Genomic DNA, 14,496 nt, shown 5'->3' with positions numbered 1-14,496 from the left:
GCGCCCTGGTCAAGGGCCGCCTCCCGCTCCGTCCCCGATCCTGCAAGGTCGAGTTCGGCCTGCGTCCCGGGCGGGGCACGGCCGGATCAGCGGTAGGGGGCTGCGGCCGACGGACGCCGCAGTGCGTGGTGCCCGTCGGCGGGTCCCCGCGCAGTGGCCGGACGCGGCCATCGGCGGGCCACGGCCGCCAGTGTACGAAGGAACAGCCACCGTCGGCTCCGGATACGCAGGATCCGCCGGCACTGTTCCGCCGTACACGCGTGGCGGACCGCACGGCGCCCGGCAGCGCTCCGTCACCGGGTGTCGCGCGGGCGAGGGGCCTACCGTGGGAGATGGTCCCGGCGTCGGCCCCGCCGACCGGCCGGTCGTTCACGCCGGGGGCGGAAGGAGGCACGAGATGTCCGATGCGATACGGGACACCACGGCCCGGCGCGTACGACATTTCGTCGACGCCGGATATCCCGACGCCAGGCCCGGCGAGGCGGCGGTGGAGGGAGCCGTCTACCGACTCGGGGACGGAACGGTGGCCAAGGTGTGGGAGCGCCGACGGGGATCCGAACTGCGGCGGATGCAGCGTTTCTACGCCGATGCCGCGGCGCACCTGCCGTTCGGCGCCCCGGAGATCCTCGCCGTCGAGGACATCGACGGTGTCCCGATGACCGTGGAGCGGGAGCTGACCGGCGAGCCCTTGGCGGGCAGGATCCGCACCGACGACCCGGACGAGGTGCTGCCCGAAGCGGTCGACTGCCTGGTCGGCGTGCTGCGTGCCCTCGCGGACGCCCATGACGTCGACGAGGTCAAGCACCTTCCTGTGCTGGACGAGGAACGCCCGCTGTGGGAAGGCCACACCACTTTCGGATCCGCCCTGGCGGACCTGGTGGACCGGCGGGTCAGCCGGTGCGCGGACCGGCTCTCCACGCATGTCCGCGACTTCGACCACACGCGCGCCCGGCTGCTTCGGAAGCTGCGCTCGCTGCCCCGTACCGACGAGGCGGTCGTCCACGGTGACGTCTTCCCGGAGACCGTGCTGGTGGACGACGACCTGCGGCCGCTCGCCCTGGTGGACTACGGCTTCCTGTCCACGGGCGGGGACCCCCGGTTCGACGCCGCCGTGGCCGCGGCCATCTTCCCGGCGGGCACCGAGCACGCCCCGGAGATCACCCGGCAGCTCACCACGCGGTTCGCCGACGAGTTCGGTTACGCGGTCGACGACCTCCTGCTGTACCGGGCCGCCTATGCGATGGCCACGAGCGACGCCTTCGCGCCGGGCGGCGGTGACGAGCACTTCGCCTGGTGCGTCACCGTGCTCGAGGACCCGGCCGTCGCCGAGTCCGTGTACCGGTGACGCACCGCGGGCAGCCGGGCGGCCGGGAAGTTCCGGTGACGGTGTGTGCGGTGCCCTACGATCCCGAGCGGATCCAGGGGCACATGGCCCTGGGTGTCGAGCAGCCGTTCTCTGTGCCGACGACGTCCGAGGAGGCCACGAAGACAGCGGGTGGATGGTCGAGCGGAAGGTCGGGGTTCCAAGCAGTCAGGCACTGCGCGCTTGGTACAAACAGCGGCTGGGGTAGCGCCCTCAAGGGCCAGAACCGCCAGGACCCTATGTGGCGGCCGCGGCCATGACAGCGGCGTGCGCGGCCGGCGAGATGACCAGGACCTCGGCGTTGTCGAGGAGCTGGAGAACCTGCCGAATCTGCCACTGACCGACCAGACGAAGAAACCGGCAACAGCACCTCCGGCCGGGGTTGCCGCGCCCGGCGAAACACGCCTCGAAGGCCTGGACAGCGAGCGGCACCAGGAACCACCCGCTCGTCGATGCCGCCCCTCACCACCCGGCCGGCGTTGCCGCGCTGGCGAGACGCGATGTGGTTCCACCGGCCGTTCCGAGCCGACGAGTGGCTGCTGTACGACCAGAAGTCCCCGTCGGCATACGGCGGCCGCGGCCTCAATCAGGCCCGCATCTACACGCAGGACCGGCGCCTGGCCCTCTCGGTCATCCAGGAGGGCGTGGTACGGGTTCCGCGGGAACACTGAGGGACATGGCGAAAGCTCTGCACCCGGACCGGCGGGACACCGACGTCGGAAGTACCCTCACGGTCGTCGTCGCCGCCCTCGCCAACCTCGGCATCGCGATGGCCAAGGTGGCGGCCGGCCTCCTCAGCGGCTCCAGCGCCATGCTCTCCGAGGCCGCGCACTCGGTCGCCGACACGGTCACCGAGGTATTGCTGCTGACGGCGCTCAAGCGCAGCCGGAAACCCCCCGACGAGGACCATCCCCTCGGATACGGCCCCGAACGCTACGTCTGGGCGCTGCTCGCCGCAGTCGCCACCTTCGTCGGCGGCGCGGTCTTCTCCCTCTACGACGGCATCCACACCCTGACGAGGGGCGAGACGCTCGGTGACCCGCGGGTGTCGTACATCGTCCTCGCGGTCGCCTTCGTGCTGGAGGGCTTCTCGCTGCGGACCGGGGTGCGCCAGGCGCGCGGTGACGCGGACCGCCGCGGGATGCCCTTCCGGCTCTATCTGCGGCACACGCCCGACACCGCCGTGAAGGCGGTGGTTCTGGAGGACTCGGCTGCGCTGGTCGGCCTGGTGCTGGCGGCGGGCGGCCTGCTGGGCGGGCAGCTCACGGGATCCGGGGTCTGGGACGGCATAGCCTCCCTGTCCATCGGCGTGCTGCTGCTGTACGTCGCCTGGGTGCTCGGCCGGTCGAACGTGGAGCTTCTCATCGGGCGGCCGCTGCCCCGGCCGGTGCGGGAGCGGATCCGGGCGGAACTCCTGCAGGTGGAGCACATCGAGGCGGTACTGGAGCTGACGACGCTGGTGCAGGCGCCGGGAGAGGCCCTGGTGGCGGCCAAGGTCGACTTCCGTGACCTGTCGACCGCCGCCGAGGTCGAGTGGGCCTGCGAGCGGGCCGAGCAGCGACTGCACGAGGCGTTCCCGGCGGTGTGCCGGGTGTATCTGGACCCGACGCCCGGGCATGCGCAGCGGCGCCCCGAGGGCCTGAACCCCGGTTCGTGAAAACGGCTTGTAAGCGCGAGGCGCGCCCGGTGGGATGAGGCCGTGACCGTCATCGCGGAGCCGTGGAACTGGCGGGGCGGGCGGATTCGGGACGCCTTCCTGGACGCCGTGCGGACGGTCGCCGACCTCGCGGCCGACCCCGCTGTCGCGCCGCGTGGAACGAGCCCGGCGTGCTCAAGGACTTCAGCGTGCGAGCGCTGGTCGGGCGCCTGTTCTGGCAGGAGCTCGGGCTGCCCGGGATGCTTTCGGATCCGGTGCCCGCCGAGCCGGTGGTGTCCTTGCGGGAGTACTACTTCCAGCGGGTGACCTGGCTCGACGCAGGCGCCCACGGCGTCGTGAGCGTCCGGATCCGGCAGGGCGGGGAGGCCACGGCCGCCGACGGCCACGAGGCGCTGCTCGCAGGGGTGCGGGAGGCGGTCGCAGGCGACGTCAGGAGTTCTGTCCGTACACCAGCCACGAATTCGCCCTTCTGGCAGATGAGTCGGGCGTTCGACTCTCGACCGGCCGCACCGGCCAGTGCTGGGACAACGCACTGGCCGGTGCGTTCTTCGCCACCCTGCAGAGCGAACTGATCGGCGACCGCCCCTCGCCCGGCCGGGCCGGCCACACCGCGGTCGTCGAATGGGGCGAAGGCTGGTACAACGTGCACCGGCTGTACAGCAGCCCCGGCTACCGCAGTCCCGCCGACTACGAGGCCGCCCTGGCGGCTCGGCCACCACACCGGTGGCGTCCGCCCAAGCGAAGGTCGCTCAGGTCCGCCCGCTGCCCCGGTTCGATGTCAGGGGCACGTCCGAGCCGGGAGACCGCGGATCATGTCCGCCGCCTTTTCCGCGATCATGATCGTGGGCGCGTTGGTGTTGCCCCGCACCACGGTGGGCATCACTGAGGCGTCCACCACCCGCAGGCCCCTCACGCCGTGCACGCTGAGCCGGGAGTCCACGACGGGGCCGATGGAGCAACTGCCCGCCGGGTGGTAGAGGGTCTGCAACTCGCGCCGGGCGAAGTCGAGCAGGCCGGCGTCGTCCGTGGAACGCGGTACGCGGAAGTCGGCTCGGCGGTGCTTGCGCAGGCTGGGCCGGCCGGCGATGTCGAGCAGCATCCGGAGCGCCCGGATCATCGTGGCGCGGTCCTCTTCGGTGGTCAGGTAATTGTGCAGGATGCGCGGTTTGGCGCTGGGGAGCGCCGACCGCAGGGAGACCTTGCCCCGGCTCGTGGGGGCGAGCAGCACCGCACCGAACATGAAGGCGTGGTCGGTCACGGGGCTGATGCCCTCCTCGTAGAACATCACCGGCGTGGCGTGCACCTGGACGTCGGGGGCGTCGAGTCCCTCGCGCGTGCGGTGGAAACCGCCGGCCTCGCCGATGTTCGAGGTGAGCGGGCCGCGGCCCTCGGTCTCCAGCAGGCGCACGTTGTCCGGTGTCTCGGCGGTGAACAGCGACTCCGTGTCAGTCAGGTAGCACAGCCCGACATGCGGATGATCCTGCAGATTCTCCCCCACTGGAAGATCGACGCGGGGCGTGATGCCGTGGGCGGCCAGCTCACCGGCCGGACCGATGCCGGACAGCATGAGCAGCTGCGGCGAGTTGTAGGCACCGGCCGACAGCACGACCTCACCTTCCGCGTGCAGGCACAGCAGTTCGCCGTCCCGTTCCACCTCGACGCCGGTTGCACGCTCGCCGTCGAACAGCACGCGGGTGCACTCAGCACCGGTCAGCACATCGAGGTTCGGCCGGGACAGGGCCGGCCGCAGATACGCGTCCGCCGTGCTGCAGCGCAGACCGTCGCGCTGAGTGAGGTGGTAATAGCCGACGCCGTCCTGTTCGAGGCCGTTGAAATCGCTGGTGGATGGGTGCCCGGCCTCCTGAGCGGCCGCCACGTACGCGTCCGTCAAGGGATGCCGGGAACGGCCCTCGCTCACCGTGAGCGGCCCGCCGGTGGAATGCCACGGGGACGTGGCTCCCGTGAAGTCCTCGGCGCGAAGGAAGTACGGCAGGACTTCCGGCCAGCTCCACCCGTCTGCGCCGGCCGCCGCCCAGGCGTCGTAGTCGCGGCGATTGCCGCGGATGTAGACCATCGCGTTCATCGACGAACAGCCGCCGAGCATCCGGCCGCGGGGCAGATAGCGGCGGCGGCCGTCCAACCCGGGCTCGCACTCGGTGAGGTAACTCCAGTCGTACTTCGTCTGGAAGAGTTTGCTGAACGCGGCCGGAACGTGGATCTCCGGGGCATCGTCCACCGGGCCGGCCTCTATGAGAAGAACGCGCGTCCTCTCGTCCTCGGTCAGACGGCCGGCCAGGACGCACCCCGCCGACCCGGCACCCACAATGATGTAGTCGTACACCTGTCCCCCTCACTCCACGTGTTTGCTCGACTCCCTCACTCAAGCCGCATCGGAGAGCGGACGACACCCTGCTGTCAGCCATTGTCGACGCCGTGCTCCTGTGGTCCGTGGCTGTGCCCCGTACCACCGATCGCAGCGCCGCCCGGCGACGGACGGACCGCTGCGCATCAATCGGCTCTCCCGGTCTCGTGCAGGGAGACGACGGCCTCCACCAGGGCATCGGGATCTTCCCAGTTGATCATGTGTCCGGCGTCCGGCACGGTGACCAGCCGCGCGCCCGGTATCCCTGCGGCCAGGCGCCGGGAGTGGTTCGGCGGTGTACTGCGATCGGCTGTGCCGACCATGACCACGGTGGGCACCGTGATCTCGCCCAGGCGTGGGTAACGGTCCTCGCGGGCGAAGGCTCGCACGATGGGCAGGAGCGGAGTGTGAGCCTGGCGGAGGAAGACTTCCAGGAAGACGGCGATCATCCCTGGGGAGGGGCGCTTGCCGCACTGGAGTGCGCCGAAGAGGATTCCGCCGGTGCGGGTGCGTGCCAGCCGCTGCAGGATGCCCGCCTGCAGCAGGGGGATCTGCAGCCGGTTGCAGGGCGCTCCGTCGTAGATGCGGCCCGCCCACGTCGCGAACAACACCAGACCGCGCAGCCTCCGGCCGACGCCGGGGTGGTCGAGGAGAGCACGTATGGCGAGGAACCCGCCCATGGAATGTCCGACCAGCACCCCGTCCTGTACGTCGAAGTGCTCCAGTACCGCCAGGTAGTCCCGCGCCATGGGGCCGGAGCCGATACCGTCCGAGCCGACCGTCGAACCCCCGTGGCCGCGCTGGTCGAAGACGATGACACGGTGGCCGCGTACCACCAGGGCGTCCTGCACCAGATTCCACTCCAGGAGCGACACGCCGTAACCGTGCGCCAGCACCACCGGTGGCCCCTCCCCCGCGACGACGGCGCGCAACACCGTCCCGTCGGGACGGCGCAGAAACACCCCCTCGCCCTCGGGCTCACGACGGAGCCGCTCGTAGGGAACAGGATCCGGTCGGCGTTCGACCCCGGCAGCCGCTGCCCGTGCGGCGACGACTGCGAGGCCCACCGCGGCGGCACCGCACGCAATGCGCCACTTCATGAGTTCCCCCCTCCACCCTCGACGCCTCCGCGGCGAGCGACAGAGCCGCGCCGCAGAACGTGATGGCTTTCTCCCGGAGAGTCTCTCAGGCACCCAAGTCCCTTGAGACGAGCCGGCCTCCTGCTCCGTCACCTTCCGCCGCACGCCCATCTCACGTCAACACCCCCTGCGCTCGGCCCCGGTGATGATGTGCCCCAACAGCAAGGACGCGATCCCGCTGCGCTTACGTGCCCGGCGTGATGGCATCGACTTCAGTTCCGCGTGGTCCGAATCCAGCCCCTTCACTGCCCCGCAACCCACCAGGCTCTCGCCATCCCTCACCGACCAGAACGTGGTTTCGGGTTTGCGGAGGGCGCCGAGACCGAGGGCGTGCTTTTCTCTCCAGCGGCGAGATGGATACGTTCGGCGGCGAGGGCAAACACGACGGTGCCGGCACGGACGCCGTCTTCGCGAGACCGAGGCGTACGACACCGTCCACGACCGCTGGCGACGACTCACCCCGACGCCGGTGCCGCGCCACGGTACGGCCGCCGTGGCCGTAGGCGGCACGATCCACATCCCCGGAGGCGGCATCGCGGGCGGTGGCAGCCCGGTGGACGTCAACGACGCCTACCGGCCCGCCCAGCGGTGAGCCCGCGGCCATCCGCACCGATGACCCTGTTGGTGACCGGGGACGTCGGTTGCGCTCCACAGGCCGACTGGTGCAGGCGTTGCATTGTCCGGGGACGGTGACAGCGTCATCACGGGTCGACGTTGTTCCTCGTCTCGGCCCGCTCCCCTCCTGCATCGTGGTCACAACGACCGAGCACCACAGGGCACCGGGCATCCGCCACCGGCCCTTTTCATGAACTCATGCAAGAATTCCAGAAAACGGGGACATACCATCATGGCTTCCACCCTCCACACGAGGTCCTTACTCGTCGCCGCCGCATTCCTCGCCGGCACCACGCTGCTGACCGCCTGCCAGGACAATGCCACGGGCGTCCGCTCCTCGGCGAAGACCGATGCTCCCGCGGCGTCGGCGGAGACGACGGCGGCAGCGGCGAAGTCCTCGTCGAGCAAGCCCAAGGGGGTCAGCGGGACCTTCACGGGCGGCACGGTGGAATACCTCGCACCCGGCAAGCACATCGTCAAGGCAGGCGGCAAGGAGCAGCAGTTCTTCGTCGCCGAGGACACCAAGATCTACGGCGCGGGCACCATCTGCGGCAAGTACAACCCCGCCGCCAACACACCCTGCACGGCTGACGACTTGGACAAGGCGCTGAAGAAGGGATCCATCGCCGCAGACGTGATCATGAAGTACGGCGCTGCCGTCACGGTCACCGAGCGCCCGGCACCGGACGAGAGCACCTCTGCCGAGGGCGGGGACGCCAACAGTTCGGACTCGACCATCGACGGCATCAACAAGGGCAAGGGCGTTTCCGGCACCTGGTTCGGCACCGTGACCTACCTGGCGCCGGGCAAATACACGGTGTCGGACCTGAAGGGCACCGAGCAGCAGTTCCTCCTCGCCGAGGACACCAAGATCTGGGGCTGGGGCGACATCTGCGGCGACGCCAACGGCGAGGAGGGCGGCCAGGGCGGCAGCCAGTGCACCGAAGAGGAACTGGAGGCGGCCGCCAAGGGAGGCGGTGTGTCCGCGAAGGTCGTCGTGGTGAACGGCATCGCCACCACCATCACCGACGACCACTGACCCAGATCTCGCCGTGCCGACTGCGGGACGGGTGCCCGGAGACGGAACGGCCGGTGCCGCGTGCCGCGGTGCGGAAGGAACGCCTACGCGACCGCCGTGCGGTGGACGCCGGCTCGTTCGGGAGAACGCGGGGATCGACCGACCGCGACACGCACCTTGATCTTCTCGAGGACGGGGATGAAGCGCGGGCCGTCCGCGTCCTGCCCGGGTGAGCATGATGGACAGCGGGCGGCAGCAGCAGTGCGGTGGGGTGTGGTGTGGTGTGGTGTGGTGTGGTGTGGTGTCGTCCGGGGCGGTTGAGCCGGTCGTGCAGCCCTTGCTCGCCTTCCGCCCGCCAGCGGTGGATCCACTGATGGGCCGTGGCGCGCGAGAAGCCCATCTCGGCCGTCACACGCGCGACCTGACGACCAGGGCAGACACGTGCGACGAGCAGTCGCCTGCCGTGCACGGTCAGCCGGGCATGACGGTGGGACACGAAGACCTCCGGTGCGGGCCCTGACCGCGCCATCGGCACTCGATGACGCTCACGTACACGTGGGCGCCGAGGTCGGGCCGGTTGTCGACGCCCGTGCGCAGTGCGTTGCCGCGGCCGCAGGACGGGCAGCGTCTGCGCTCGGCGCGGCTGCGTTTCGCGGCGTGCTGGGGTCCGCTGTCGCGGCGGGTCTGACCCATCACAGCTGCTCAGCGCGGGTCTGGGTGCCGCGTCTGGCGTGCGGCTGGTCCATCGGGCGGGGTGTGCGTTCGGGGCGTGGCCAGGCGGCCCGGGAGAGGGGGTTGTGTGGTCACCACTCCCCCGCGCCGGTGCCCCCTACCGTGGCGTGGCGGCGGGCAAGGCACGCACCCCTGCCCGCCGGACGCGGCGTGAGGGCCAGAAAGGCGGCCAGCGCGGGGAGGTCGAACCCACCCCGGCTGGGTGTCTCGTCGGACGCGGCTCGCGCCTCTACGCCGACAGCATCAGGACCCAGTGAGTCGTCACCTGGTGCAGGCGATCCCGGTGGTCCGCGATCCAGTCGTCCGCTGGAACCAGTGGCACGCGCACGGTGACCATGGATCCCGACTCGTCCTCCACGACCACCTCTGGACAGTCACGTTCCCCGGTGAGCTGGATGAAGACGGATGGCCCCCTGTCCCGCTCCAACCATGCGACGTCCTCGCCGGCGTCGAGCCTGTCGAGTGCTGCCGCCCACTCCTCCAATCTGGACGCCGAGAGCGCCAAGCCGATGCGGCCGGAAACGAAGGGCGTCCTGACGACGATCTCGGCGTCGAGCCCTGCGGTCCGCCTCGCGCTGCGCCCCAGCACAGTGACCGTGACGCTATTCCCCTCGTCGTCGGCGAGAGAGATCAGCTCCCTCGGCGCGATGTCGCTCACGGCTCCCCCTTCCTCAATGCGTCCGAGTGATCATCGCAGTGTCGGGAACGCGTCCGGACAGTGTCCCGGCAGAAGGTCGCCGGCACCACCTTCGTCCGGGCGTACGTAGCTGAGGAGGTCATATGGGGATGGGTCGCAGGTTGGAGGCTGTCGAAAACGGCACTCGCGGGCATCCTTGGGGCACCTTGATCGCAGCGTTCCTCGCCGTCTACTTGCTGACCGGCACCGTGATGACCGTGACCGGTTCGTCGGTCAGTCAAGCCTGGCTGGCACCGCTGCCCGCGCTGCTCGTGGTCGGAGGCGGCATCGGTGCAACCCGAGCCCGTCCCCGATGATGAGCCGAAGAGGACGTTGCCGATGCGTCAGGTGGCTGTCCCAGGGAACCTGTGCTGCCGATGCCAATGTACGGGGGGGAGCGGTCGTCCCGGTCGCGCAGGTCGCCGATGCGACGGTGCGCCGGAGCGGCCCGTCAGATCCGCACCGGTCGGAAGGGTGAAGCGATGAGCAACACGGAGGACAACGACACGCCGCAGGTCGACGAGGAGACCAGGGAGCGGTCCGCAGAGCAGCGGAACATCACCGCGCCCACCCCGCCGGACGTGCGTGACAAGGGCCAGGACGACGAGACCGATCCGGCGGTGTGGGAGCCTCGGCCCGACGACGGTCACGGATGACGGAAGGGCCGGTGGTGCGAGCGGCAGCCGGCGAACGACTCCGGTCCGAGTGATCGGGCTCGATGCTCATTCGTCCCGCTCAGTGTCGGCGCGGGGTCGGCGGCGGTGGAGCCGGGCCGTCGACCGCCGCGCGTGCAGGACAGCGACCACCTGTTGGGCGCCGAAGTGGAGGTGGGAGGCCCACAGGGACGGGGTGAGAGGCAGCCGGGCCAGGGCGCCGGACCCCTTGAAGCGGGTCCCCAGCGAGTTTCCCGGGGAGTTGAGGAACATGGCGCGGTCGGGGTGGTCGGCGGGGGCCGCTTCCACAGCCCAACGACCGGTGAGGACGGCCTCGTCGAGGTCGGTGAGGGCGTCGGACCTGTCGAAGCGTGCCGCAGGGGGTGCCGATGACGTGGGCGAACCCGGCGAGCTGGAAGGCGGCGGTCAGGTGGATGGACTCGTCGACGCTTCCAGCGTCGGCCTGGGTGAGCAGTGGCGTGAACAACCGCTGCAGTCACCTGCCATCATTCTCTGCATGTCACAGACGACCCCAGGCATAGCCAGACAGGTCATCGCACCCCGCCGTGTCCATCCCGCTCTCGGCACCGCTGTCGGGGCCGTTGCCGGCGCGGCGATCACTGGAACGGTGTGGTGGGCCACCTCGGCGGGGCAGTCGATGCCCCCAGCGGGCCTGCGTTCACGGCGTCCGGCAAGGTCACGGTCTTCCGTTCCTGGGTGAACGGCCAGGAGGGTGAAGGATGCGTCGGCACGGAAGACTTCGCCGATCTGCGTGGCGGCACCCCAGTGACCGTCTTTGATCTGGACGGGGACAAGCTGGCCCAGGCGCGCTCGCCGACGGCGTTCAGGGCGAAGTCGTCGGGGACAGCTGCACTTGGGCTTTGTCCGTCAGAGGCGTCCCCAGCGGGGCCACGCAGTACCGCGTTCAGGTCGGCGACCGGGACCCAGTGGTCAAGGTACCCGAGCGGCTCAAAGCGGGAGTCAAGCTCTCGTACGGTCAGCAACAGTGAATCTCGGCGGCGTTGTGCCGCTGTCAAGGTGCGGGACTCTACTGGCGGTGGGCCAGCACAACCCCGCCCGCACATCCCAGCGGCGGTGCGGGCCGCACTCCGTGCCGCCCTGAGGTGCCCGGTGCCCCCGCTGCTCCCAGCCCCCCGACGTCGGCGAGGGTCTCGGCGCGCACCGCAGCCTCGTGGGCGTCGAGCATGGCCTTCGCCTGGTCGTGGTAGACGGGGCCACCGGCGACCGGGGGCCACGAGGGGGTTGAAGACCGGGCGGCGAGTTCTCTCCCCGTGCCAGTGCACTGCCGGCAGGCTGCTACAGCTCGAACTCCAGGTGCTCGATGTCGGTGAAGCGGACTTCCTCCAGCATTCCGGCGCGGCGGCCGTTGTCCTGGAAGTAGACCTCTTTGAGTGCCTCGGCGGCGATCTCCTGCATCTCCTGGTCGGTGGCGCCGGCTTCCTGGGCCTCGAAGAGGCGGGCGACGTGGCGGGGCGGCAGGGCGACGGTGAGGTGGCGGATGCGGTCCTGGTCCGTCGATCCGATCGGCGCGGTGTAGCCGAGGCGGGCGCGGGTGTCGATGATGATGCCGCCGGTCGTCGCCGCCTTCTGGCGGGCCTTGGCCCGCACCTGGGGCTGCCACCGGCCCTTGACCTCGCGTTCCAGGCGCGCGGCGAGCTCCGGGCGCGGCTTCCTGATCTGGCCCTTGACGTATCGTTCGACGGTGCGCTGGGAGATCCGCAGCATCTGGGCGACCGGCTTGGTGCCCTTGAGCTGCTTGACCAGGTACCGCATCTGCGCGGGCGCGCTCTTGGGCGCCGGGCGGGTGAACGCCTTGTGCACCGCGGCGTCCAGGCCGTCCCCGAACAGGCTCATCGTCGCCTTCTCCTACTCTCCGTTGTCGACGTCGGTGACGGTGCCGTCCTTGATGTACCGGGCGAGGTTGAGCTCCGGGGCATTGAACCGCTCGCGGACCTCTTCGCCCCACAGGACGCTCTGGGTGCCCTCGTGCTTGACCAGTCCGGGGTTGATGCCGAGCTTGAAGCCGCCGGGCAGCGCCTTGCCGTCCCGGTAGGGCAGGAAGTCCAGCGGGCTGGTGCCGTCGGCCGCGTACACGACGCAGTCGGACAGGATCGCCACCGGGTACTGCCCGGTGAACGCCGCGTGCTTGACGATCTTGCGGTGGAGGTTGATCCGTGTGCGGGAGATGACAGCCGCGCGGATGTCCGGCCGCCACGTCGGACGGGACAGCGCCCGCCATGGCTCGCCCGGCCGCCAGCCCCCGCCCCGCGGGCGCTCGCGCAGCTTGCCCAGGCCGCCCTTGACCGTCGCCTTGGTCGCCGAGACGACGATCGCCAGCTCCGGGTCGCGCTCCTGGTAGCCGTCCATCGCGGCCAGGAAGTCGGCCGGCGCCATGTCCGAGTGCACGCCTAGGTCGGCCATCGTGGCCAGGTAGGCGTCGCGCAGCCGGTTGTACCAGCCGTCCAGGTAGCGGCCGTTGTCGTGGCGCACCCACGCCTCGACCGGGTGGACCTCGTATCCGAGCTCGACCGCGTAGGCGACGGTGGGTGTGGCGTACCAAGCCGGACCGTCCGGGCGCTCGCCCTTCGGCGTGAACGGGCTGGGCAACAGTGCGCCGTTCAGCTCCACCCACTTGTCCTTGCCGACCTTCACCCGGGACAGGTCGACGTGAGACAGATCAACCAGCCACGCCCCGGGCAGCTTCGGATCGAACACCGGCGCCTTGACATGGGTGGGCGCACCGAGGCCGACGATGAGGCCGTTGGCGCCGGCGGCGAAGGCCATGTTCACATCGATGCCGACCAGGTAGCGGTGCCGGCATTCGTCGTCGGTCATCGGGCGCGCCCAGTCGTACGCCTCCTCGAACAGCTTCTCGCCGGGGCCGCGGACGTGGAAGCGCGGCAGGTCCTTCAGCAGCGGGTGCCCGTCGGGGGCCTCGCACGGCGCGCAGTCCACCGGGTCCTTGCCCAAGCTGCCGGGGTTGTGCTGGGAATGCCGCTTGCCGTCGGCGTCGGGCTCGGAGGCACGGGTCGGCGGGTGCAGCGCGGTCATCAGCTCCAGGCCCGTCACTGCCGTGGAGCCGCGCGGCGTCATCACGCGAGAGGCGTACACACTCAGCACGCGGGCCAGGTCGGCCGGCGCGAGCTGTCCGACCTGGCCCCAGTGCCGGGAGTCCAGCGCGCGCCAGGACGGAATGCACAGCTGAACGCAGGCCCGCTCCGAGCCCTGCGCGGGGCGGTAGATCCGCGCCCACGGCCCGAAACCGCGCTTGGTCAGCTTCCACTCCGCACGCGCGAGCTGCTTGACGACCTTGTGGCCCTCCGGGATCCGTCCGGCGAGCCGCTCCTCATCCGTGAGGGCGACCGGCAGGCCGTAGCGCTCCAGCGCGGCCTCGGTGAGCACAAGCAGCGGGTCGGCGTCCTTGCCCGGCCCGGACAGCTTCGGCTGCCCAAGCTTCGCTTCCTTGAGCGTCCAATCGACCAGGGCCGGGATGGACTTGGCGGGCACGTCCAGGACGAGGCCGCCGGCGCAGTACGCCAGGACCTGCCCGTCCGTGTCGACGTCGATGACCGCCAGCGGCCCGTTCTCAAAGCGCGGGTCGGTGCCGCCCGCCGGGGTGCCAGCGGGAGCGGCCTTCTTCGCGCCCGGGCGGCGCGAAGAAGGCCTGGTGGTGTGCGCCGGGCTGGAGGCGGCTTCTGAGGCAGAGGCGGGAGCGGGGGCAGGGCGGGACTGGGGGTGCGCAGGCGCCTGCGGCGCTTGCGGTGCCGGGGCTGGGGCGGTGACCGTCTCTGGTACCGCATCGTCATTCTGCGCCGTGCCACTGGAGGCGGGGTAGAGCGTCGCGAGGCCGTCGAGGAGCCGCGCGTACGCATTCCGCTCCGGCGGCCGCGGTTCCGTCTTGCCGGACTCCCAGCCGCTTACCGTTGCCCGACGCACCTGCAGGGCGGCGGCAACTTCCTCGACCGTCAGGCCGTGGGCTCTGCGCAGGCGCTTGCGCTCCTCAGGCGGCGGCAGGGCGGCGCGGGATGCGAGCAACGCGTCGACCGCATCGAACAACTCGGACATGAAACACCTCCTCATGCACACCGTACCCCAGTAACCGCACAGAAGGCGTACGTTGTCCACCCATTCTGCGTTCGAATTACGTCCCTCTACCGGACTGGGGCGCCGGGGCAGTACGAAGCCGGGCGTTCCCGGTAGGGCGGATGTGCGGCCGAGCGGCGGCGGATCGGGCCGGGACGCTCGCTGCGGAGCGAGCTG

The 14,496-nt window shown here is 70.5% G+C and carries 14 protein-coding genes and 2 pseudogenes; 7 read left to right on the top strand and 9 right to left on the bottom strand.

The window, feature by feature from the left end:
• The first annotated feature begins 397 nt into the window (after positions 1–397).
• The 4 genes and pseudogenes from ACFZDC_RS34730 (at position 398) to ACFZDC_RS34715 (ending at position 3,592) form a co-directional block, all read left to right on the top strand.
• Positions 398–1,345: a phosphotransferase gene (locus ACFZDC_RS34730; RefSeq protein WP_391330103.1), complete on the top strand. Its 948-nt coding sequence runs from the start codon at positions 398–400 to the stop codon at positions 1,343–1,345.
• 515 nt (positions 1,346–1,860) lie between these two features.
• Positions 1,861–2,034, top strand: a pseudogene (locus tag ACFZDC_RS34725) (acyl-CoA thioesterase); the annotation flags it as partial.
• 5 nt (positions 2,035–2,039) lie between these two features.
• Positions 2,040–3,020 carry a cation diffusion facilitator family transporter gene (locus ACFZDC_RS34720; protein WP_391330102.1) on the top strand — a complete coding sequence of 327 codons (981 nt, stop codon included), beginning with the start codon at positions 2,040–2,042 and terminating at the stop codon, positions 3,018–3,020.
• A 188-nt stretch (positions 3,021–3,208) separates the two neighbouring features.
• On the top strand, positions 3,209–3,592 hold the full coding sequence (locus ACFZDC_RS34715) for a hypothetical protein (protein WP_391330100.1): 384 nt from the start codon (positions 3,209–3,211) through the stop codon (positions 3,590–3,592).
• A gap of 206 nt (positions 3,593–3,798) precedes the next feature.
• Here the strand turns inward: ACFZDC_RS34715 and ACFZDC_RS34710 are convergent, their stop codons facing one another.
• From ACFZDC_RS34710 to ACFZDC_RS34700, 3 genes are all read right to left on the bottom strand, one after another.
• Complete coding sequence (locus ACFZDC_RS34710) at positions 3,799–5,361, bottom strand: GMC family oxidoreductase N-terminal domain-containing protein (RefSeq protein ID WP_391330098.1); 1,563 nt, start codon at positions 5,359–5,361, stop codon at positions 3,799–3,801.
• A 167-nt stretch (positions 5,362–5,528) separates the two neighbouring features.
• Complete coding sequence (locus tag ACFZDC_RS34705) at positions 5,529–6,482, bottom strand: alpha/beta fold hydrolase (RefSeq protein ID WP_391330096.1); 954 nt, start codon at positions 6,480–6,482, stop codon at positions 5,529–5,531.
• A 156-nt stretch (positions 6,483–6,638) separates the two neighbouring features.
• Entirely contained in the window at positions 6,639–7,040 is a 402-nt protein-coding gene (locus tag ACFZDC_RS34700) for a GNAT family N-acetyltransferase (protein WP_391330094.1), read from the bottom strand.
• Here ACFZDC_RS34700 and ACFZDC_RS34695 point away from each other — a divergent pair.
• Both ACFZDC_RS34695 and ACFZDC_RS34690 read left to right on the top strand, forming a co-directional pair.
• The gene (locus ACFZDC_RS34695) at positions 6,991–7,113 is read left to right on the top strand and encodes a hypothetical protein (RefSeq protein WP_391330195.1); all 123 of its coding nucleotides are present in this window, start codon (positions 6,991–6,993) and stop codon (positions 7,111–7,113) included. The two genes, ACFZDC_RS34700 and ACFZDC_RS34695, sit on opposite strands and share 50 nt — an antisense overlap.
• Positions 7,114–7,368: 255 nt before the next feature.
• Positions 7,369–8,175 carry a hypothetical protein gene (locus tag ACFZDC_RS34690; protein ID WP_391330093.1) on the top strand — a complete coding sequence of 269 codons (807 nt, stop codon included), beginning with the start codon at positions 7,369–7,371 and terminating at the stop codon, positions 8,173–8,175.
• 259 nt (positions 8,176–8,434) lie between these two features.
• Here ACFZDC_RS34690 and ACFZDC_RS34685 read toward each other — a convergent pair.
• The 3 genes and pseudogenes from ACFZDC_RS34685 to ACFZDC_RS34675 all read right to left on the bottom strand — a co-directional run.
• A pseudogene (locus ACFZDC_RS34685) lies at positions 8,435–8,650 on the bottom strand (leucine zipper domain-containing protein); the annotation flags it as partial.
• Positions 8,626–8,847, bottom strand: a complete 222-nt coding sequence (locus ACFZDC_RS34680) for a hypothetical protein (protein ID WP_391330194.1) — start codon at positions 8,845–8,847, stop codon at positions 8,626–8,628. The gene ACFZDC_RS34680 and the pseudogene ACFZDC_RS34685, both read right to left, overlap by 25 nt.
• A gap of 268 nt (positions 8,848–9,115) precedes the next feature.
• Entirely contained in the window at positions 9,116–9,544 is a 429-nt protein-coding gene (locus tag ACFZDC_RS34675) for a DUF5959 family protein (protein ID WP_391330091.1), read from the bottom strand.
• A 500-nt stretch (positions 9,545–10,044) separates the two neighbouring features.
• On the opposite strand from ACFZDC_RS34675, the gene ACFZDC_RS34670 reads away from it, so the two are divergent.
• Entirely contained in the window at positions 10,045–10,218 is a 174-nt protein-coding gene (locus tag ACFZDC_RS34670) for a hypothetical protein (protein WP_391330089.1), read from the top strand.
• A 66-nt stretch (positions 10,219–10,284) separates the two neighbouring features.
• Here the strand turns inward: ACFZDC_RS34670 and ACFZDC_RS34665 are convergent, their stop codons facing one another.
• The 3 genes from ACFZDC_RS34665 to tap all read right to left on the bottom strand — a co-directional run bounded on the left by ACFZDC_RS34665 (position 10,285) and on the right by tap (position 14,301).
• The gene (locus ACFZDC_RS34665) at positions 10,285–10,524 is read right to left on the bottom strand and encodes a hypothetical protein (protein WP_391330088.1); all 240 of its coding nucleotides are present in this window, start codon (positions 10,522–10,524) and stop codon (positions 10,285–10,287) included.
• Positions 10,525–11,532: 1,008 nt separating this feature from the next.
• Positions 11,533–12,090 (bottom strand): telomere-protecting terminal protein Tpg, encoded by a 558-nt coding sequence (gene tpg / locus ACFZDC_RS34660; RefSeq protein ID WP_391330086.1) that lies wholly within the window; start codon positions 12,088–12,090, stop codon positions 11,533–11,535.
• A gap of 12 nt (positions 12,091–12,102) precedes the next feature.
• Positions 12,103–14,301, bottom strand: a complete 2,199-nt coding sequence (gene tap, locus ACFZDC_RS34655; RefSeq protein WP_391330085.1) for a telomere-associated protein Tap — start codon at positions 14,299–14,301, stop codon at positions 12,103–12,105.
• Between the last annotated feature and the right edge of the window lie 195 nt (positions 14,302–14,496).

The organism is Streptomyces sp. NPDC007905 (genome assembly GCF_042959345.1).
Taxonomy (GTDB): domain Bacteria; phylum Actinomycetota; class Actinomycetes; order Streptomycetales; family Streptomycetaceae; genus Streptomyces.
Note: the sequence above shows the minus strand (reverse complement) of the source record. Positions and strands in the feature narration are given on the sequence as shown.